Annotated in this window: 17 protein-coding genes; 4 read left to right on the top strand and 13 right to left on the bottom strand. The window is 65.8% G+C overall.

From position 1 onward, the window contains the following. Positions 1-291: 291 nt before the first annotated feature. From AAHE99_RS04595 to AAHE99_RS04580, 4 genes are all read left to right on the top strand, one after another. Positions 292-933: a PEP-CTERM sorting domain-containing protein gene (locus AAHE99_RS04595; protein WP_342114878.1), complete on the top strand. Its 642-nt coding sequence runs from the start codon at positions 292-294 to the stop codon at positions 931-933. A 109-nt stretch (positions 934-1042) separates the two neighbouring features. Further along, positions 1043-2233 carry an acyl-CoA dehydrogenase family protein gene (locus AAHE99_RS04590; protein ID WP_342114876.1) on the top strand — a complete coding sequence of 397 codons (1191 nt, stop codon included), beginning with the start codon at positions 1043-1045 and terminating at the stop codon, positions 2231-2233. Between the two features lie 11 nt (positions 2234-2244). Further along, the gene (locus AAHE99_RS04585; RefSeq protein WP_342114874.1) at positions 2245-3345 is read left to right on the top strand and encodes an acyl-CoA dehydrogenase family protein; all 1101 of its coding nucleotides are present in this window, start codon (positions 2245-2247) and stop codon (positions 3343-3345) included. Next, positions 3345-3803 carry a MaoC family dehydratase gene (locus tag AAHE99_RS04580; RefSeq protein WP_342114872.1) on the top strand — a complete coding sequence of 153 codons (459 nt, stop codon included), beginning with the start codon at positions 3345-3347 and terminating at the stop codon, positions 3801-3803. The genes AAHE99_RS04585 and AAHE99_RS04580 overlap by 1 nt, the downstream gene beginning before the upstream one ends. Here AAHE99_RS04580 and AAHE99_RS04575 read toward each other — a convergent pair. From AAHE99_RS04575 to AAHE99_RS04515, 13 genes are read right to left on the bottom strand one after another with little or no spacing between them, the layout of a single operon-like run. Next, positions 3794-4735 carry a PleD family two-component system response regulator gene (locus tag AAHE99_RS04575; RefSeq protein WP_342114870.1) on the bottom strand — a complete coding sequence of 314 codons (942 nt, stop codon included), beginning with the start codon at positions 4733-4735 and terminating at the stop codon, positions 3794-3796. The genes AAHE99_RS04580 and AAHE99_RS04575 overlap by 10 nt on opposite strands. Beyond that, positions 4732-9159: a PAS domain-containing protein gene (locus AAHE99_RS04570; RefSeq protein WP_342114869.1), complete on the bottom strand. Its 4428-nt coding sequence runs from the start codon at positions 9157-9159 to the stop codon at positions 4732-4734. Before AAHE99_RS04570 ends, AAHE99_RS04575 begins: the two co-directional genes overlap by 4 nt. Positions 9160-9171: 12 nt before the next feature. Continuing rightward, positions 9172-10395, bottom strand: coding sequence for an acyl-CoA dehydrogenase family protein (locus AAHE99_RS04565; protein ID WP_342114867.1), 1224 nt, complete (start codon positions 10393-10395; stop codon positions 9172-9174). 9 nt (positions 10396-10404) lie between these two features. Continuing rightward, positions 10405-11475 (bottom strand): phosphotransferase, encoded by a 1071-nt coding sequence (locus tag AAHE99_RS04560; RefSeq protein ID WP_342114865.1) that lies wholly within the window; start codon positions 11473-11475, stop codon positions 10405-10407. Between the two features lie 24 nt (positions 11476-11499). Next, positions 11500-12225, bottom strand: coding sequence for a histidine phosphatase family protein (locus AAHE99_RS04555; protein ID WP_342114862.1), 726 nt, complete (start codon positions 12223-12225; stop codon positions 11500-11502). Positions 12226-12227: 2 nt separating this feature from the next. Beyond that, the gene (locus tag AAHE99_RS04550) at positions 12228-12776 is read right to left on the bottom strand and encodes a prepilin-type N-terminal cleavage/methylation domain-containing protein (protein WP_342114859.1); all 549 of its coding nucleotides are present in this window, start codon (positions 12774-12776) and stop codon (positions 12228-12230) included. Between the two features lie 12 nt (positions 12777-12788). Beyond that, positions 12789-13493: a type II secretion system protein gene (locus AAHE99_RS04545; RefSeq protein WP_342114857.1), complete on the bottom strand. Its 705-nt coding sequence runs from the start codon at positions 13491-13493 to the stop codon at positions 12789-12791. After that, positions 13490-14155, bottom strand: coding sequence for a hypothetical protein (locus tag AAHE99_RS04540; protein WP_342114856.1), 666 nt, complete (start codon positions 14153-14155; stop codon positions 13490-13492). The genes AAHE99_RS04545 and AAHE99_RS04540 overlap by 4 nt, the downstream gene beginning before the upstream one ends. After that, on the bottom strand, positions 14139-14624 hold the full coding sequence (locus AAHE99_RS04535; protein WP_342114854.1) for a hypothetical protein: 486 nt from the start codon (positions 14622-14624) through the stop codon (positions 14139-14141). The genes AAHE99_RS04540 and AAHE99_RS04535 overlap by 17 nt, the downstream gene beginning before the upstream one ends. Further along, positions 14621-15247, bottom strand: a complete 627-nt coding sequence (locus tag AAHE99_RS04530; protein ID WP_342114850.1) for a hypothetical protein — start codon at positions 15245-15247, stop codon at positions 14621-14623. The genes AAHE99_RS04535 and AAHE99_RS04530 overlap by 4 nt, the downstream gene beginning before the upstream one ends. Next, positions 15244-16785 carry a hypothetical protein gene (locus AAHE99_RS04525; protein WP_342114848.1) on the bottom strand — a complete coding sequence of 514 codons (1542 nt, stop codon included), beginning with the start codon at positions 16783-16785 and terminating at the stop codon, positions 15244-15246. Before AAHE99_RS04525 ends, AAHE99_RS04530 begins: the two co-directional genes overlap by 4 nt. Positions 16786-16791: 6 nt before the next feature. Continuing rightward, positions 16792-17988, bottom strand: a complete 1197-nt coding sequence (locus AAHE99_RS04520) for a type II secretion system F family protein (RefSeq protein ID WP_342114844.1) — start codon at positions 17986-17988, stop codon at positions 16792-16794. A 1-nt stretch (position 17989) separates the two neighbouring features. Continuing rightward, entirely contained in the window at positions 17990-19684 is a 1695-nt protein-coding gene (locus AAHE99_RS04515) for a GspE/PulE family protein (protein WP_342114842.1), read from the bottom strand. Positions 19685-19688: the final 4 nt, after the last annotated feature.

The raw sequence follows: 19688 nt of genomic DNA, 5'->3' as shown, positions 1-19688 counted from the left end.
GCAAGCATCGTAGCGTCAACGCCGCATCGGCAAGCCTGGAATGCGACGAAATGCAGAATTCGGGTGTCGAAAGGAAAAATTGATAATATGAAAGCGCCGGCAAGCGCCGGTCCGGCAGCCTTGCTGTTGAGAACAATCGAAGTAATACCCCTTCTTTAACGCCGCAGGATAGGCCATCCCGCGGCGTTTTCTTTTGAAACTTCACTTTCGCAAGGGTATTGAACGCCGTTGAACTCGCTTAGGGTCTAAATTGAACAGGCTGTACCGTCAACCAAAAGAAGGGGGATCATAATGGAAGCACTTGCAAAAAAGTTTGCCCTGGCAGCCAGCAGCATGCTCCTGGCAGCAAGCGCCTTTGGCGCCACGACCGTCGGAAATACCTCTGTGGATGATGTAACGCTTGACCTGCAGAATTCCGATGCCTTTGTTTTTATGGATGACTGGAATCCGCATGCGGGCCCGAATGGCGATACCAGCGGCTTTGGCACTGCCTTTGACGCTTACGGCACCGGTTCCTGGAGCTTGCTGGGTAAGCACGAGGGCGGATCCGGCTCCGGTTTCAGCCTGACCAGTTCCTTGGATTTCAGCTTTGATTACGGCGACGGCCATACCGGTACCTGGACCGTCAGCAACACCAGCGCCACCCAGCCGGTACAGCTCGACCTTGTGCTGGCGTTGAAAGCTGGCAGCGGAGCAGCCGCATTCCTGTTCGATAACCAGGCCATCAGCGCCGGTCAGACCCTGAACGGCACCTGGCGGATCGACTGGTTCACTGGCAACAACCAGGCTAATCCGGACTTCTCCAATTTGACCGTGTTCGGACGTGAAATGGATGGCGTGGTGCCGGTAATCCCTGAGCCTGGCGAATATGCCATGCTGCTGGCCGGCTTGGGCGTCATCAGCCTGGTGGCACGGCGGCGCAAGGCAAAGTAGGGATCTGGCATAGGTGGGGCGCAAGGCCGGCGCCCCCGGTGCAATGCGGTGTAGACTCTTTGGAACGGTCGTGCTATTTTTGATGGCGCGACCAATTCAAGGAGACAGCATGGATTTGAATTACTCTGCCAGGGATGAGCAATTCCGCGCCGAAGTGCGCGCCTTCCTGGCAGCCAACCTGCCGGCCGATCTGCAGGCCAAGGTGCGCCAGCACCTGCGCCTGAAGCGCGAAGACTATGTCCGCTGGCATAAGATCGTCGCCAGGCAGGGCTGGGCGGCGCCTGCCTGGCCAGTGGAATTCGGCGGTCCGGGCTGGGACGCTACCCAGCGCCATATCTGGGAAGAGGAGTGTGCCATCGCCGGCACCCCGCCCATCCTGCCGTTCGGCGTGAACATGGTGGCGCCGGTCATCATGGCCTTTGGCAGCCCGGAACAGCAAGCCCACTACCTGCCGCGCATCCTGAATTGCGACGACTGGTGGTGCCAGGGCTACTCCGAGCCAGGTTCCGGCTCCGACCTCGCTTCCCTGAAAACCACGGCGGTGCGCGACGGCGACCATTACATCGTCAATGGCCAGAAGACCTGGACCACGCTGGGCCAGCACGCGGATATGATTTTCTGCCTGGTGCGCACCGACCAGAACGTGCGCAAGCAGGAAGGCATTTCCTTCCTCCTGATCGACATGAAGACGCCGGGCATCACCGTGCGGCCGATCATCATGCTCGATGAAGACCATGAAGTGAACGAAGTCTTCTTCGACAATGTGCGGGTGCCGGTGGCGAACCTGGTCGGCAAGGAAAACAAGGGCTGGACCTATGCCAAGTACCTGCTGGGCCACGAGCGCACCGGCATTGCTGCAGTGGGCCGTTCCAAGCGCGAATTGCTGTTCCTGAAGAAGCTCGCGCTGCAGCAAAGGAAGAACGGCAAGCCGCTGCTGGAAGACCCGCTGTTTGCGGCGCGCGTGGCGAACCTGGAAATCGAGCTGATGGCGCTGGAAATGACCGTGCTGCGCTCCATCGCGCAGGAGGCTCATGGGCCGGGCCCGCAGGCTTCCGTGCTCAAGGTGCGCGGTTCGGAAATCCAGCAGCTGCTGACCGAACTGATGGTCGAGGCGCTCGGCCCGCAAGCCATGCCGTTTGACCCCGCATACCTGGACGGCGAGCGCGATCACGCGCTGGCCGGTGACGACGCCGCCGCACCGCTGGCGGCGTATTACTTCAATTTCCGCAAGACGTCGATCTACGGCGGTTCGAACGAAATCCAGAAAAACATCATCACCCAGATGATCCTGGGACTGTAAGGGGGGGCAGCGTGGACTTCACTTTCAAGGAAGAGCAACAACAATTCGCCGATGCGCTGCGCCGCTGGGTGGACAAGGATTACGGCTTTGAGGCGCGCAAGAAGATCATCCATTCCGAAGCGGGCGTCTCGCAGCAGGCCTGGGCCACGCTGGTGGAACTGGGCATGCTGGCGCTGCCGGTGCCGGAACAGCAGGGCGGCTTTGACGGCAGCGCTGTCGACATGATGGTGGTGATGCAGGAGCTTGGGCGCGGCCTGGTGGTCGAGCCTTATTTCGCCACCGTGCTGGGCGCGCAGTTCCTCAAGCTGGCCGGCGGCCAGGAAGCAGCGCTGGCGCAAGTCGCAGCCGGCGAGCTGAAACTGGCCTGCGCGCTCGGCGAACAGCAGTCGCGCCATGCGCTGGACGATGTGCAGACCACGGCGGTGGATGGCCGCATCAACGGCCGCAAGACCGTGGTGCTGCACGGCGCCCAGGCCGATGCCCTGATCGTCTCCGCGCGCAGCGACGGCGGCATCTCGCTGTACCTGGTGGCGCGCGATGCGGCCGGGGTGCGCGTGACCGACTGCCGCACCATCGACGGCCAGCGTGCCGCGACGGTCGAATTCGATGGCGCGCCCGGCACCCTGCTGGGCGCGCAAGGCGCGGGCTGGCCGATCCTGGAAGCGGCGGCAGACTATGGCGCGGCCCTTCTGTGCGCGGAAGCGATGGGCGCCATGGATGCGATTTTCGCCGCCACCCTGGAATACCTGAAGACGCGCCAGCAATTCGGCGCGCCGATCGGCAAATTCCAGGCGCTGCAGCACCGCATGGCCGATATGTTCATCCACCTGGAGCAGGCGCGTTCGATGGCGATGCTGGCGGCCGTCAAGGCCGGCTCCAGCGATGCGGAGGAGCGCCGCCGCGTGGTCTCCGCCGCCAAGGTCCGCGTCGGGCAGGCGGCGCGTTTTGTCGGCCAGCAGGCGGTGCAGCTGCACGGCGGCATGGGCGTTACCGACGAACTGCCGGCGGCCCACTATTTCAAGCGCCTGGCGATGATCGAGCTGACCCTGGGTGATGTAGACCACCACCTGGAGCGCTTCATCGCCCAGCCGGGTTTCAGGGAGGCCGCATAATGGCGCGCGTCGTACGCAATATCGGCGAGCTGGAGGCGCTGGTGGGCCAGGAAGTGGGGGTGTCCGGCTGGGTCGATATTACCCAGGAGCGTATCAACGCGTTTGGCGCCTCCACCAATGATGAACAGTGGATCCACACCGATCCGGTGCGGGCGGCAGCCGAATCGCCGTTCCGCGGCACGGTCGCCCATGGCTTCCTGACGCTGTCGCTGCTGCCTGGCCTGCTGCAGGATGCCGTGCACATGGAAGACATGCGCATGGGCCTGAACTACGGGCTGGACAAAGTGCGCTTCCCGGCGCCGGTGCCGGTGGGCAGCCGCGTGCGTGCGCGGGCGGCGCTGCGCAGTATCGAGCCGGTGGCGGGCGGCCATCAGCTGGTGTGGCTTATTACGGTGGAATGCGAGGGCGGCAGCAAGCCCGCCTGCGTTGCCGAATTCCTGATGCGGCGCTATTCCTGAGCCAGCGCCAGGCCGTCGCGCGCGATGCGGTAGCGGTTGCGGCCACTTTCCTTGGCCTGGTACAGGGCCTGGTCGGCGGCGCGCACCAGCGCTTCGGCGCTGCTGCTGTCCGAGGGCTGCACCGTGGCCACGCCGAGGCTCACCGTGACGGCATTCCCTGCCGGCGACATGCGGTGCGGGATCGCCAGCTCGGCGATGTTTGCCAGCAGGCGCTGCGCGACGGTTTCGGCTCCCTCGGCACCCACCTGCGGCAGCAGGATGATGAATTCCTCGCCGCCGTAGCGTGCCACCAGGTCCGGTGAGCGCCCGGCGCAATGCACCATCGCGCGGGCGACCTCCTTCAGGCAAGTGTCGCCTGCCTGGTGGCCGTAAGCGTCGTTATACAGCTTGAAATGGTCGATATCGATCATGACCACCGACAGCGGGGCCCCACTGCGCAGGCAGCGCCGCCATTCGTGGTCGATGGCGTCGTTGAAGCAGCGCCGGTTGGCCACGCCGGTCAGGCTGTCGGTCAGGGTCAGTTCGCGCAGCGTGTCGGACTGGCGCTTCAACGTCAGGTGGGTACGCACGCGGGCGCGCACCACGGCCACGTTGAACGGCTTGGTGATGAAGTCGACCGCGCCCGCTTCCAGCGCCCGCGTTTCATCTTCGGGATTGGTCAGGGCGGTCACGAAGATGATGGGAATGTCCTGCAATTCGCTGCTGGCGTGCAGCGCGGCGCAGACCTCGTAACCGTCCATGCCTGGCATCAGGGCGTCGAGCAGGATCAGGTCGGGGCGGTGCTGGTGCGCCAGTTCCAGCGCCTTTTCGCCGTTCAGGGCAAACAGCACCTCATGCTCCTCGCCCAGCACATGGTTGAGGATCTGGATGTTCTCCATTGCGTCATCGACGATCAGCAGGCGGCCGTTGCGCGCCTGGGCAGTCCAGCTCATGCAATTTCCTTCCGTTTCAACATTTCCTGCACCAGCCGTTCAGCGCTGGGGAAATCAAGTGTCTCGATGGCATTGGCCAGGCTGGGCACCAAGTCCGGACAGCGCTGCTCCAGGCTTGGCCCCAGGACTTTGAAAGCCGACAAGGCCTTCATATTGCTATTTTTCAGCAAGGTAAGCAAGTCGCCCAGGGCGCGCGGCAAGGCGCCCGGCGGCATGCTGTCGGCGACCGCCTGCACCGGCTGCGGCAGGTCGCGCGCCCCCTTGGTGACCACGGCCAGCGCCTGCTCCAGCGATTGCAGCAGGGCGGCGGCCGAGCTGTCGAGGCCTTCGGCGACGGCGCTTTCGGCCTGTGCGCTGAGGCGCGCGACCTCGGTGGCGCCCAGGTTGGCGGCCACGCCCTTCAGGCGGTGCAGCACCTGGGTGGCGGCGTAGCGCTTGTCCTGCGCCAGGCAGTCGCGCACTTCCTGCACGGCGTCCCCCTGCGAGTTCTCGAAGCGTTTCAGCAGGCTGGCAAAGGCCGCGTAATTGCCGGCCACCCGGCGCAGCGCCGCATCCAGGTCGATGCCGGGCACGCTGGCCGGACGGCCGTCGGCCTGCGTTGCCGGCGGGGCGGACGCCAGTTCCGGATGCAGGGGCGCCAGCCGGGTCAGGGTGGCGATCAGCTCATCGACGTCGATCGGTTTGGCGACGTGGGCGTCCACGCCCGCTTCGATGGCGCGCAGCCGGTCCTCGGGCATGGCGTTGGCGGTCATGGCAATCACCGGCAGGGTGCGCAAGCCCATGGCGCGGATCGATTCCGTGGCGCGGAAGCCGTCCATCACCGGCATCTGCAAATCCATCAGCACGGCGTCAAAGCGCTGCGGGTCGTCGCGCAGCATGTCGAGCGAAATCTCGCCGTTGGACGCCACTTCCACCAGCGCGCCGCAATGGAGCAGGATGTAGCGCGTCATTTCCTGGTTGATCTCATTGTCCTCGACCAGCAGCACGCGCATGCCTGCCAGGCGGCCCGACAAGGGCGAGTGGGCCGTCATGTGGGCCGGCTGGTTGGCGCCCGTCAGCGCCGCCAGCGCGGCGTCGCGCAGGCTGGCGGGGGTGAATGGCTTGGACAGCACGGCGTCGAGCTGCAGGCTGTCGGCCAGCGGCAGCAAGTCGTCGCTGGAGCGTTCGGAGGTCATCATGACCACCGACGGCAGCTCAATGCCGCCGGCGCCGCGCGCTTCGACCAGCATGGCGATGCCGTCGGTGCCGGGCATGGCGCGGTCGACCAGCAGCAGGTCGAAGCGCTTGCCGGCGGCGGCCCGTTCGCGCAGCGCCGCCAAGCCCTCCGAGGCGCTGGCGGCGCAGGTGAGCGACCATTCCATGGCTTTGCCGCAGCGCTCCAGGGCCTGGCGCGCGCTGGCATTGTCGTCCACCACCAGCACCGAGCGCCCGCGCAGCACCGGCGGCAGCTCCAGCGGCGCCGCATCGTCGCTGTACTGCAAAGGACAGGTGAAGCGGAAGGTCGAGCCTTTGCCCAGCGTGCTGTCGACGCTGATCACGGCGCCCATCAGGTCCGACAGGCGGCGGGCGATGGCCAGCCCGAGGCCGGTGCCGCCGTAGCGCCGGCTGGTGCTGCTGTCGCCCTGCGAGAAAGCATCGAACATATGCAGCTGCTGTTCCGGCGGGATGCCGATGCCGGTGTCGCGCACGGTGAATTCCAGCGTCAGCGAGTTGGCGCTGCCTTCCGTTTCGCGCACGTTCAGCACCACTTCGCCGCGCTCGGTGAATTTGATGGCGTTGCTCAGCAGGTTAAGCAGCACCTGCTGCAGGCGCATGGCGTCGCCCACCATATCGGTGGGCAGGGTGGGCGAGATGTCGAATATGGGCTCGACGCCCTTGTCCCAGGCGCCGTTGGCGATCAGGACCGCCGTCCCGGCAAGCATGTTCGACAGATTGAAGCGCGCCTGCTCCAGCTGCAGCTGGCCGGCTTCGATCTTGGAAAAATCAAGCACGTCGTTGACCACGCCCAGCAGGCTTTGGGTCGCCACCTGGATCTTGCTGACATAGCTGCGCTCGCGCCGTTCCAGCGGCGCTTCCTCCAGCAGGCGCGCCAGGCCGACAATGGCATTCATCGGCGTGCGGATCTCGTGGCTCATATTGGCCACGAACTCGCTCTTGGCGCGACTGGCCGCCTCGGCGCGGTCGCGTGCGCGCACCAGCTGCTCGTTCAGTTCCTGCAGTTTGAGTTCGCCGCGCTTCAATTCCGAGACGTCCGAGCCCAGTGCGTAGAATCCGCGTACGGCGCCGCCTTCATCGCGGTCGGGGATCAGGTTGAACCAGGCGAAGCGCGCTTCGCCCGAGGGCAGTTCCATCTCGCGCAGGAACTGCTGCGGCCTGCCGTCGAGCACGGCGTCGATGTGCGGCCGGATCTGCTGCAGCAGCACGGCCGGCAGCACGCGGTCGATCGGTTCGGCCAGCGCCTCTTCCTGCGTCTTGCCGAACCAGGCCAGGAAGAAATTGTTGGCGTAATGGCAGCGCAGTTCGGCGTCCCAGTAAGCGACAATGCCGGGCAGGTTTTCCGTCACCGTGTGCAGGAAGCTGGTGCTGCGGGCCAGGCTCAGCGAAGTTTGCTGCAGCGCTTCGTCGGCCCGCTTGCGGTCGGTGATATCGAGCGAGATGCCAAGCAGGTGGGTGGCGGTGCCTTGTTCGTCGCGCAGCGCCACCTTGCGCGTGGTCAGGTAGCGGATTTCGCCGCCCGCGCTGTGCAGGGTCTCCTCGCCGACCTCCAGTACCTGGCCGGAGGACAGCACCTTGCGGTCGGCCGCCTGGAAGGCGTCGGCCTGTTCCGGCGTGAAGAAATCGCGGTCGCTCTTGCCCAGCAAATCCTCGCGCGGGCGTCCCAGCAGCAATTCGCCCTGGCGGTTCAGCAGTTCGAAGCGCAGGTGCTGCGCGTCCTTGACGAACACCATGGCCGGCATGTTTTCCAGCACGGACTTCATCAGGGCCTTGGAGCGCCGCAGGGCGGCTTCCGTATCCTTTTGCTGGGTGATATCCATCAGCATGGCGGTGATGCCGACCATGGCGCCGTCGGCGCCGAACACCGGATAGTAGCCGGCGATGAAGTGGCTGGTGCGGCCCGGGCGCGCGGGCGGTGTGCCCATCAGCTCCATATTCGGCACCGCCTCGCCGGTGGCCAGCACGCGCCGGTAGGCCTGGTTCACCTGGGCCACGATATTGCGGTCGGCGATCACTTCATCGAAGCGGCGGCCGATATGGTCGTTGACCGGCAGGCCGTTCAGCGTGGCCAGGTATTCGTTGATCATCAGGATGCGCAAACGGGTGTCGACGAAGCTCAGGCCGACCGGCGCCGTGGCGTAGATGGTTTCCAGGAGGGCGTTGGAGTTTTCCAGCTGCGCCGTGCGTTCTTCCACCAGTTGTTCCAGGTCCTGCCGGTGGCGCGTCATATCGCGTTCCAGCTGGAGCAGCGTGTCACCCAGCTCTTGCGCCTCGCGGAAGGCCATGCGCGGCACTTCAACCGGGACGCCGCTGGCCAGGGCCTGTGCCGGCGTGTGCAGCGCGCCGATTGAGCGCGTGATGCGCCGCGCCGTCAGTGCCGCCACGGCAAAGCCGGCCAGCACCAGGGCGGCCAGCAGGGCGACCACGGGTGCGAAGAGCCCACCCAGCGTGTCCGTGGCGTTGTCGGCCGGGGCTGCGATGGCGACGCTCCAGGGGATGCCGGCCCCGCGCAGGTAGGACACCTGCTGCACCAAGCCGTGCAGGGCCTCGGCGGCGGGCCGCCCGCTGCTACGGCCATCGTCCGCGCTGCGCGCCACCAGCCGGCCATCCGGCGCGATAACGGCGATCACCGAGCCGGCGGGCAGATGCATTTCCTCCGCCACCTTGTCCAGGAAATCGTGCGGCAGCAGTATGCTGAGCGTGGCTGGCGGCTTGCCGGGGCGCGGCAGTGGCACGTCCAGCGCCAGGTGCGCCGGCTCCTTGCCGTTGGATCGCAGCAGGCTAAGGGCGGAGCGGGCATTGGGGGTTATCTTGATACGCGCCGCGTTGGCTGCACGGTCGATGGCGATGGCGCTGCCGGTGAGGACGGCCGGCGCATTGTTTTCAGTCAGGACCAGGTGGGAGCCGGCGGGCAGGGCGAGGCTACGTCCGGACGGGTTGGCTGCCAGTGCCAAAGCGATGCCTTCGGCAGCCTGTAATTGCCGGTCGACGATGGCGGCGACGGCGCGTGCCACACGCTGGCTTTCGAGTGCCATACGGCCCTCGGCCTGTTGTTGGAAATATACCAGCAGCAGCGCCAGGGCAAGCAGCAGCGGTGCGCTGCAGGCCAGGGCCAGCAGCACAATCTGCGAACGCAAGGGCGGCAAGGGCTTGCTGGAATCGTCCTGCACGGCACAACCTTTCACTGAAAGAGCCTGCAGGACGATCATATCCCAGCTTGTCTAAGACGAGAAGCGCGCGATCTCCAGCTTGGCGATGGCATTGCGGTGCACTTCGTCCGGGCCGTCGGCCAGGCGCAGGGTGCGGTTGCCGGCCCATTGGTAGGCCAGCGGGAATTCTTCCGAAACCCCGGCCGCGCCGTGGGCCTGGATCGCCCAATCAAGCACCTGTTGCGCGACGTTGGGCGCCAACACCTTGATCATGGCGATTTCCGACTGTGCCACTTTGTTACCAACGGTATCCATCATGTAAGCAGCTTTGAGGGTCAGCAAGCGCGCGGCATCGATCCTGATGCGCGATTCGGCGATGCGTTCGCGCCACACGCCCTGGTCCGCCAGTCGCTTGCCAAATGCAACGCGGGTGGTCAGGCGCTTGATCATCAGTTCCAGCGCGCGTTCCGCCACGCCGATGGCGCGCATGCAGTGGTGGATGCGGCCCGGGCCCAGGCGGCCCTGGGCGATCTCGAAGCCGCGGCCTTCGCCAAGCAGGATGTGCGAGGCCGGCACGCGCACGTTCTCGAACAGCATTTCGCAGTGGCCGTGCGGTGCGTCGTCGTAGCCGAACACCGGCAACGGGCGCAGCACCTTCAGGCCCGGCGTATCGGCCGGCACCAGGATCATCGACTGCTGCGCATGGCGCGGCGCGTCGAAATCGGTCTTGCCCATGGTGATATAGATCTGGCAGCGCGGATCGCCGGCGCCGGAGATCCACCATTTGCGGCCGTTGATCACATAGTGGTCGCCATCGCGCTCGATGCGGGTTTCGATATTGGTGGCGTCGGAGGAGGCGACCGCCGGTTCCGTCATGGCGAAGGCCGAGCGGATCTCGCCGCGCAGCAGCGGCTCCAGCCAGCGCTGTTTGTGCTCCTCGCTGCCATAGCGCTCCAGCGTTTCCATATTGCCGGTATCGGGCGCCGAGCAGTTGAATACTTCCGACGCCCATGGCACGCGGCCCATGATTTCGCACAGCGGCGCGTAATCGAGGTTGGACAAGCCTTCCGGTGCGCGGCTGGAGCGCGGCAGGAACAGGTTCCACAAACCCTGATCGCGCGCCAGCGGCTTGAGGCGCTCGATCAGCTCCGTCGGAATCCAGCGGTTGCCCTTTTCGCGTCCGTTGCGGTCCACCTCTTCATGAAATTTTTTCTCGTTCGGGTAGATATGCTGGTCCATGAAGGCCAGTAGGCGCGCCTGCAATTCCTTGGTGCGCGGGGAGTAGTCGAAGTCCATGCCTTGTCCTTATTCGATTGACTTGCCCTGGGCGTAAGCCCAACCCATGGCCGCCATCGGGCGCGCCAGCTTGCCCGACTCCAGCGCCTGGGCGCTCGATGCCGTGCCGTCGACATAGCGTTTCATGATGCCCTGCATGATGCTGGCCAGGCGGAACATATTGAAGGCGAGGTAGAAATTGAAGTCTTCCAGGCGGATGTTCTTGCCGGTGCGCTCGGCGTAGCGCGCGATGTATTCGCGCTGGCTCGGGATGCCCAGTGCTTTCAGGTCCAGGCCCGCAACGCCGCGGAACTGGCCCGGTTCAATGTGCCAGCTCATGCAGTGGTAGCTGAAGTCCGCGAATGGGTGGCCTAGCGTGGAGAGCTCCCAGTCCAGCACCGCCAGGATGCGCGGTTCGGTGGCGTGGAAGATCATATTATCGAGGCGGTAGTCGCCGTGCACGATGGAGGTGTCTTCGCCGGGCGGGATATGGGCCGGCAGCCATTCGATCAGGCGGTCCATCGCTTCGATGGTTTCGGTTTCGGCCGCCTTGTACTGCTTGGTCCAGCGCTCGATCTGGCGCTGGAAGTAGTTGCCGGGCTTGCCGTAGTCGCCCAGGCCGATGGCGTTGTAGTCGATGCTGTGCAGCTGGGCGATGACGCGGTTCAGCTCATCGTAGATGGCGGCGCGTTCGGTTGGCGTCATGCCGGGCAGGGCCTGGTCCCACAGCACGCGGCCTTCGACGAACTGCATCACATAGAATGCGCGCCCGATCACCGCTTCGTCCATGCACAGGCAGTACTGGCGGGCGGCCGGGAAGCCGGCTTTGTTGAGGGCGTCCATCACGCGGTATTCGCGGTCGATGGCATGGGCGGAAGGCAGCAGCTTGTCAGCCGGCGCCGGTTTGCTGCGCATGACGTAGTGCTGGCTGCCGATGGTCAGCTTGAACGTGGGGTTGGATTGCCCGCCCTTGAACTGCTCGACCTTCAATTCCCCCTGCGGATAGCCTTCCACGTGCTGGCGCAGGTATGCGTCCAGTGCGGCGATATCGAAACGGTGGCGCTCCGACACTGCCTTGGTGCCCATGAATTCTTCGAACATAAACCCTCCTTTCGAACGATCGTACTATTTTTCTGGACGAGAAAGCAAGCGCGATTTTGAGTATTCCCTGAACAGCTGTTCCATCGTAGTGCTACGGGTGGCGGTTTGCAGCGGCGCGGGCGGGGCGTAGTTCGAAAAGCGCACGATCCAGTCGTGTGGCTGGGAGCCGACATCCAGCGCGTTGATGCAGCCGGCCGCCTGCGACAGGTTGCCCAGGAACAGGCGCTGGCCGCCGGTCAGGGCATAGGACAGGATGGCGCGATTGACGCCGCCGTGCAGCACCAGCAGCACGGTGTCCCAGCTGTCGTCGGCCAGCAGGCGGGCGATGGCGGGGTGGATACGGTCCATCAGTTCGCCGACCGATTCGCCGCCAAGGAAGCGGCGTTCCTCCGCCACCATGCCTTCGAAGGCGCCGGTGAAGGCCTCGCGCAGCTGGTCGTCCGGGATGCCGGACAGCTTGCCGCCGCGGATCTCGGCGAGCTCCGGCCAGCTTTCGAGTTCGATGGCCTGGCCGGTTTCGGCCAGTACGCGGGTGGCTGTTTCGACGGTGCGCGGCAGGCCGGAGACGATCACCCGGTCGAATTTGACGCCGTCGGCGGCAAAGGCCTGGCCGGCGGCTGCGGCCTGGGCGCGGCCCGCCTCGTTCAGGGGGACGGTTTCGGGCAGGTGCGGTTTGCCTGCCTCGTCGAAGTATGTGACGCTGCCGTGCCGCATCAGGAAGACGCGGCGGCGTTCGTGGTTTTCGGTCATGTTCAGAAGAATATAGCGAGTCGTGTGATGATGGTGCCTTTATTAGTATAAGGCCCGGTCGCCCGCACGTTGCCGGAATCTGCTTTGCCGTCGTCCAGCTTGGCGTCGATCTGCTCGGCGAAGGTGTCCGGCAGGTTGTCGAAGCGGATGCCGTTGCCGCCACGGCCGCCCACCACGTCGTTATAGATGTAGACGGCGCCGCCCTGGGCGCTGGTCATGAAGTCGGTGGTGCCGTTGTAGGAGCCGGTGATCAGGCCGGCCAGCGCCAGGTGCTGCGGCGCCAGCTGGTACTCGGTGACCTGGCCGTCGCCGTTGCCATTGCCGGCGGCGCCCGGCACGTGTGCGCTGGCCATGATGTCGTCGCCGGGCAGGGCGCGGAAGCGGTCCTGGTAGGCGTTGACCGCCGCCTGCAGCGCCGTGGCCTGCTGGATGATGCTCTTGACCTTGGCGCTGTCGATCAGCGCCTGGCCTTTCAGCACGCCGCCCAGCAGCAGGCCGATGATGACCAGGACGATGGCGATTTCTACGAGAGTGAAGCCGCGGTGTCGCATGATGGTTTCCTTTCATGGAAGTCGTTGGGCGGCCAGCATCCGGTTGAACAGGATGTTCGGCGATAGCCACACGACGATGTCGTCATAGGCGCCGCCCGCGGCGGCAGGGTTGTCGGCCTGGCCGCGGGCAACGAACAGGCGGCCATCGGTCTGGAAGTTGGCTTTTTCGTCGGCGTTGCCCTGTCCCATATCGGCGGCTTGCACGCCCGCGTCGCTGAAGGCGCCGAATCCATTGCGGCCTTGCGACAGGACCACCGCAGGGATGTCGTTCTGGGCACTGGCCGGCGCCAGCGCGCCGCTGGGATCGCGGCTGGCGATGCTGATGTCGCGCGGGGTGTTGAGGCGGAACGGCGCGCCGCTGTCGCTGAAGGCTGGCGTGACGCTGTACAGGTAGAGATGGCTCCAGGCGTCGAGTTTGGGCAGGCCCAGGGTGGCCCAGGGCAGGAAGCCGAAGCGGCGCTCGTTGCTGCAGCGCGTGCCGCTGCGGTCTTCCAGGCCGTTGGCGGCGGAAATGGCGGGGCAGGGCAGATAGCCATTGCGGGCGGCGAAACCGGCCAGGGCGTCGCGCGCTTCTTCCAGCGCGCGCGTGGTTTCTGCGATGCGGCGCTGTTCCTGTTGCGCGGACAGGGGCGCCAGCAGGCCGCCCAGCAGCAGGCCGACGATGGCCAGGACGATGGCCATTTCCACCAGGGTGAAGGCTGGGCGTAGTCGGCTCATGGCAGTGTTTTGGCGGCGGCCATCCGTTCGTACATGGTGTGCAGCGGGATGGTGACCAGCAGGTCGTCGAAGACGCCGCCGGGCGCGCGTGGCTCGCTGCTGCGCGGGCGTTGCATGAAGTCGACCGAGGCCGCGAGGTTGCCGGCTTCGTCCTGGCTATCGAGCGTGTCGCTGCGGCCGCGCGAGAGGATGACGGCGGGCGCGCATTGGGCCGCCAGGGTGCAGGACTCCTGGCCGGCGATGAAGAACAGTGTTCCGTTGGCGTCGCGCGAGAGCACGCGCTTGGTCGCGATGACGGCCGTCCGTGCCAGCGGCGCCACGGTGAAGGCGGGCGTTACGCTGTAGCGCAACTCATGCCCCCAGTTGTCCGCCGCCGGCAGCCCCAGGTCGCGCCACGGCAGCAGCCCGGTGCAATCGGCCTCGCTGGCACAGGGCTGCGCACGCTCGCGCCCCGTGCCGGGGCGGGGGAGGCGGCCGTGCAGGGCGGCGAAGCCGATCAGCGCTTCGCTGGCCTGGGCGAGGAGGGCGTGCGTGCGCTGTTCGCGTGCCCGCTCCACGCTGCTGCCGCTGAATGCCGATAGCAGCACGGCGGCCGTCGCCACTGTGGCGATCAGCAGGAGCGCCAGCAGGGTGGCGCCTTGCTGCCTAGCGCGCGGCTTCATGGATAGCTCCCGTCGCCGGATCGTAGCGCTGCCCCGGCTTCAGCGTGACGCTGCGGCCCTCGCTCTGCAACCGCACACCGCCACGCAGCGCACCGCGTGACGGCGTAGGCTGGACCTCGCCGTTAATGATCATTACGTCGCGTCCATTGCTGCGCCGTATGACCCCATCCAGCCGAAGACCCGCCGCCTGCGGCGCCTCGTCCACGCGGCCCGCACCCGCATTGCCGGGCGGTGCGGCCACGCCTGGCAGCGTTGCCGGCTCCGCGCCAGCGCCCACCGCTTCTGCTGCCGCCGCCGGCGCGCCCACGCCCGCCAGCGCGCCCGTGCCGGACTGGATAGCCTGGCTCCTTTGCGCATCGAGCTGCGCGCGCTCGCCGGGTGTGGTGAACAACCTCCCCATGCTGACAAAACTCTGCGCGCCAGCCTGCGCCGCCAGCAAGAGAAGCAACGCTGGCCAGGCCCACTTCATAACGCCGCCCCTCGCGCGGGCGCAGCCGGCGCCGGCGTCAGCGTCAGCCAGTTCAATGTGCAATCGGCATTGAGGGTGGGCGCCACAGCCCCCGCGATCGGACTGGCCGCAGCCGCAGCGCGCCGGATGCTGCAATCCTGCACCGCGAACGTCCCCGCCAGCCGCAGGTCGGCCAGGAAGTTCAGCAAATCCAGCTCGTGCAGCAAGTCCATATGCAAAGCCATGCGGCTGCCCAGCAAGGCATAATCGCCGGTCGGCAGCGCCGTCTCCAGCCGATACGGCTGCTGCACCTCAATCTCATAAGTCAAAGGCAGCAAGCGCCGCTGCTCCTGGATTTGCCGGATCGCCTCCACCCAATCCAGCCGCCGCTCCATACCCACCAGCCCACGCCGCCGCAGCTCCACAAATTGCGGCTGGTAGAGGCGGATTTCCTCCTTCTCCGATTCCGCGTGCGCCAGGCGCGAGCGCGCCCCATCGCGTTCCAGCAACTGGGCCGCCTCGTCGAAACGGGCCTGCCGCAACTGCCACATGCTGAGCGACACCGCCAGCAGCGACACCGCCAGCGTGGCCAGGAACACCAGCACCGCATTCCGCACCAGGGAAAAATCCCGCAGCTGTATCATGGCGACCACCTTATGTTCAAAGTGAACCTGGACCGCTCCCCCACGCCGCCGGGAACCCCGGCCTTGCCCGCCAGCTTGACGCTGGGGCGCACATCGAACGGCAACTGCTCAACCTCCACCTGCATGCCCGGCGTGCGCGCCAGCTCCTGCGCAAACCGGTTCATGCTGAGCAGCACGTTGCGGTAGTCGTCTTGCTCAACCAGCACCTCCGCCTGCAGCCGCATTTGCTGCGACGGCGCCTTGGGAATGCCAATCAATAAGGACGACTGCGGCGCCACCAGAGCCGCTGTCGTCGCCATGCCCGGCACCGCGCTGCTGGCCGTCACCGGCGCCACGCCCGGCGCATTGGCGCGCCAGTCGAGTTGCGTCAGGCGAATCTGCGGCGAACGCTCCAGCGCCTCGCTCAGCATCGCCATCACCGCCTGCGGCCACGGCCCCTGGCGCGCCACCATTTGCGCAATCTGCACCGCGGCCTTCATATTGGCCGTCTTGTCGACCGCAGGCGGCATGCTGGACATGCTCAGCTGGTAAGCGCTGTTGAAACCCCGCGCCTCCGCCTTCAGTTCCTGCACATGCCCACGCGCCAGTGAGTAGGCAACGATGTTCGCCACCGTCCACAGCGCGCAGCACACGGCCAGCACGGCACTGGTCGCATACAGGGTGCGGCGCGTGCGCCACAAGCTGAAGTAGCGCTGGCGCGCACCGAGCGGATAGTGGGACTCGGGCGCGGTGCGCGCCATGACACCCAGCAAAAGCTCGTCGGCGTTATCCGCTGCCGCCAGCCGCAGGCGCGCAGCTGCTTCCTGCAAGGGCATGGCGCGCCAGTCCAGCAGGGGAGGGGTATTTGCCGTTGGCGGCGAAGCGATGCGCGCCAAGGGCATCAGGGCCTGCACCTGCAAGACCGCATCGCGCGGCAGCAGATGGGCGCCAGCCAGGAACTGGCGCGTACGTTCCGCCTCCTGTTCGGCATTGGCGCCGGCCAGCGCCAGGCGCGAGAAGCGCACCATCCCGTTCTGGAAATAGGTTTGCCTGATCCCGGCGGCATGTTCGGATACCAGCAGCAGGTGCGGGACCTCGCGCGCCTCCTCGGTCAGCAGGAAAGTTCCCAGCAAGGCCGGCGTATAGATGCCGGCTAGCGGCACGCGGCCCTCCTCCAGCACGTCCAGCCACGGCTGCACCGTGCCCGGATTGGTCAGCGCCGCAAACAGCACGATGTCGTCGCGCCGTCCTTCCTCCTCGCGTCCCTGCACCAGCGCGTTGCGGAACGGCGTCTCGCGCCAGGCCTGGACCAGGCGGCGCTGGCGCATCGCGATCCCGGCGCGTCCCGGCACGTGCGGCAGCAAGTGGCGCTGGAAGTCCTCCTCGACCAGGTCAACCAGCAGCAGCGCCGGGGTATCCTGGAATCCGTCCAGCCAATCGGCCAAGCTCTGCATGCCGTCGGCCGACGGCGCGAAGCATGGACCGGCGTTGAGCTGTCCGCGTTCCCGCGTCCAGCAGCACATCTTCTCGGCGCTTAGATGGAGTAATAGTTTGCGCATGATGGCTTAGATCCTGATTGAGCTGATGGTGTCGTAAATCGGGCCGAGCACGGACAGCATGATCCATCCCAGCAAAAGGCCGAGGATGACTGTCATGGCCGGCTCGATCATGGCTTGCATGCGCTCGATGCGCTCGCGTACCTCGCGGTTATAGAAATAGGCCACGTTGCGCAATGTGGCGTCCAGCGCACCGGTGGATTCGCCCACCCGCAGCATGCGCACGACCAGCGGCGGAAACAGACCCACCTGCTTGAAGGCTGCCGCAATCGGCTGGCCTTCGGAAATCAGCTCGCGCGCCCGGCGCATGGCCAGCGCCACGACACGGTTGCCGGCAATGCCCTCAGACAGGCGGATGCAGTCCAGCACCGGGATGCCGGCTGAATACATCAGCGCGAAATAGGTGGCGAAACGCGCCATGATCAGTTTGTGCAGTACCGGTGCCCAGCGCAGTTTGAGCCGGTCGAAAGCGAAGGCAGCGCGCTCGCTGCGCCGCAGGTACCAGCGCGCGCCTTGCCACAGCACGAACGGCGCCGCCAGCAGCAGGTACCAGAAGCGGATAAAGATGTCGGACACGGCGATCAGGGCGCGCGTATGCAGCGGCAGTTCCTGGCCCATATTGCGGATGAAGGTGGTCAGCTGCGGCACCAGGTAGATCATCAGGAAAAACACCACGCCGGTAACGATCAGCAGCACGAAAGCAGGGTAGGTGATGGCCTTGCGTGCCTGCGCCGCCAGCTCGTCCTGCCACTTCAGGCTTTCGGCCAGGTCGCGGAATACCTCATTGACCTTGCCGCTTTGCTCGCCCGCGCGCACCAGGCTGGAAAAGCTCTGGTCGAAGACCTCTGGATAGACGGCCAGCGCGCTCGATAGCTGCAGGCCGCCCTCGATCTTCTCGACCAGGTCGGTGATGATTTCGCGCAGGCGCAGGCTATCGGTGCTGTCGCGCAGGTCGCGCAAGCCGTCCAGGATCGGCACGCCGGCGCTGCTCATCTGCTCCAGGTGGAAGCAGAAGTTGATCAGGTCGCGCCGCGTAATGGCGCGCCCGCCGATGCGCAGGTTGCGTACCCGCGTTTCGCGGCAATCGATCAGGTCGAGCGCCATGCGCTGCAGGCGCAGCTCCAGGTCAGGCACGTTCAGGGCCACCATATTGCCCGGAACGATGCTGCCCTGCGCATCCATGGCGCGGTAGATGAACTGTGGCATATCAGGTCAGCCTTTCAGTCAGGTCCACCACGCGCGACACTTCATCCAGCGTGGTCAAGCCTTCCAGCACGCGGCGCGCGCCGTCATCGACCAGGGAGCGGAAACCGGCGGCGTGGGCGGCGTTGCGCAGTTCGCGTGCCGGGGCGCGGCGCGCCACCAGTTCGTCCAGTTCAGCGCTCATGCGCAGCAGCTCCATGATCGCCATGCGGCCCTTATAGCCCTGGTGGGCGCAGCGGTCGCAGGCTCCGGCGCGGTAGATGGTGGTTTCCGGTCCGTCCGGCGGCAGGCCAAGCAGGCGCCGTTCCAGTTCGTCCGCCTGCATCGGCTGGCGGCAGTGCGGGCAAAGCTTGCGTACCAGGCGCTGCGCCACGATGCCGATGATGTTGCCGGCCAGGACATCCGCCACCACGCCCAGGTCCAGCAGGCGCGGGATTGCGCCCACGGCCGAATTGGTGTGCAGGGTGGAATAGACCTGGTGGCCGGTCATGGCGGCGGCCAGCGCCATGTCGGCGGTCTCCTTGTCGCGGATTTCGCCCACCAGGATCACGTCCGGGTCTTGCCGCATCATCGAGCGGATGCCGTCGGCGAAACCCAGCTTGGCCGCTTCGTTGACGGAGGTCTGGCGGATCTGGTGCATCGGGTACTCGACCGGGTCTTCCATCGTCATGATGTTGATGGTCTCGGTGTTGATGTGGTTGAGGATCGAGTACAGGGTGGTGGTCTTGCCGCTGCCGGTGGGGCCGGTCACCAGGATCAGGCCATCGGGGCGCGCGATCATCAGCTTCAGCACGTCCAGCTCGTGCTCGGCCAGGCCAAGCCGCTCCAGCGGGACGATGCCTTTCTGCCGGTCCAGCACGCGCAGCACGATGTTCTCGCCGTGGGTGGTGGGCTGGGTGCTGGCGCGGAAGTCGATCTGGCGGCTGGAGAACTGGATCGAAATCCGTCCATCCTGCGGGGCGCGCGTTTCGGCGATATTCATCTGGCTGATCACCTTCAGGCGCACCGCCATGGCGGGCCAGTAGGATCGGTGCAGGCTGCGGATCTGGCGCAGGATGCCGTCGATGCGGTAGCGGATGCGCAGGAAGCTTTGCTCCGGCTCGAAGTGGATGTCGGAGGCGCCGTTCTGCACCGCGTCCGCCAGCAGGGCATCGATCAGGCGCACCATCGGCTGGCTGTATTCGTCGCTGGCGGCATCGAGCGCCACTTCGCCGGTCTCGATCTCGTGCAGGATGCCGTCGATCGACAGTTCGAAGCCATAGTAGTGGTCGATGGCATGGGCGATATCCGAATCGTTGACCAGGATCGGCACCAGCGCGATGCCCTTGACCAGCATGGCGCTGATCTGGTCCAGCGCCACGATGTTGGTGGTGTCGGACATGGCCAGCACCAGCTGGTCGGTGTCGCGTTCGTAGACGATGGGGAAGACCCGATAGCGCTTGGCGACTTCCTTCGGGATCAGTTTGAGGGCAAGGGCGTCGACCACCAGGCTTTTCAGGTCGGCCGAGCGCGTGTTCAGGTTCTCGCTGAGCGCCTCGCGCATGGTCGCTTCGGTGACGAAGCCGAGTGAGATCAGCAACTTGCCCAGGGGTTCGTTGCTGCGCTTTTGCTCGGTCAGTGCGATCCGGAGCTGGTCTTGGCTGATGACGCCTTTCTGGATCAGCAGTTTGCCGAGCGGGATTTTCTGCGTGTCGGCCATTGTG

The organism is Pseudoduganella sp. OTU4001 (genome assembly GCF_038440195.1).
In the GTDB taxonomy this organism is placed as follows: domain Bacteria; phylum Pseudomonadota; class Gammaproteobacteria; order Burkholderiales; family Burkholderiaceae_D; genus Rugamonas.
Note: the sequence above shows the minus strand (reverse complement) of the source record. Positions and strands in the feature narration are given on the sequence as shown.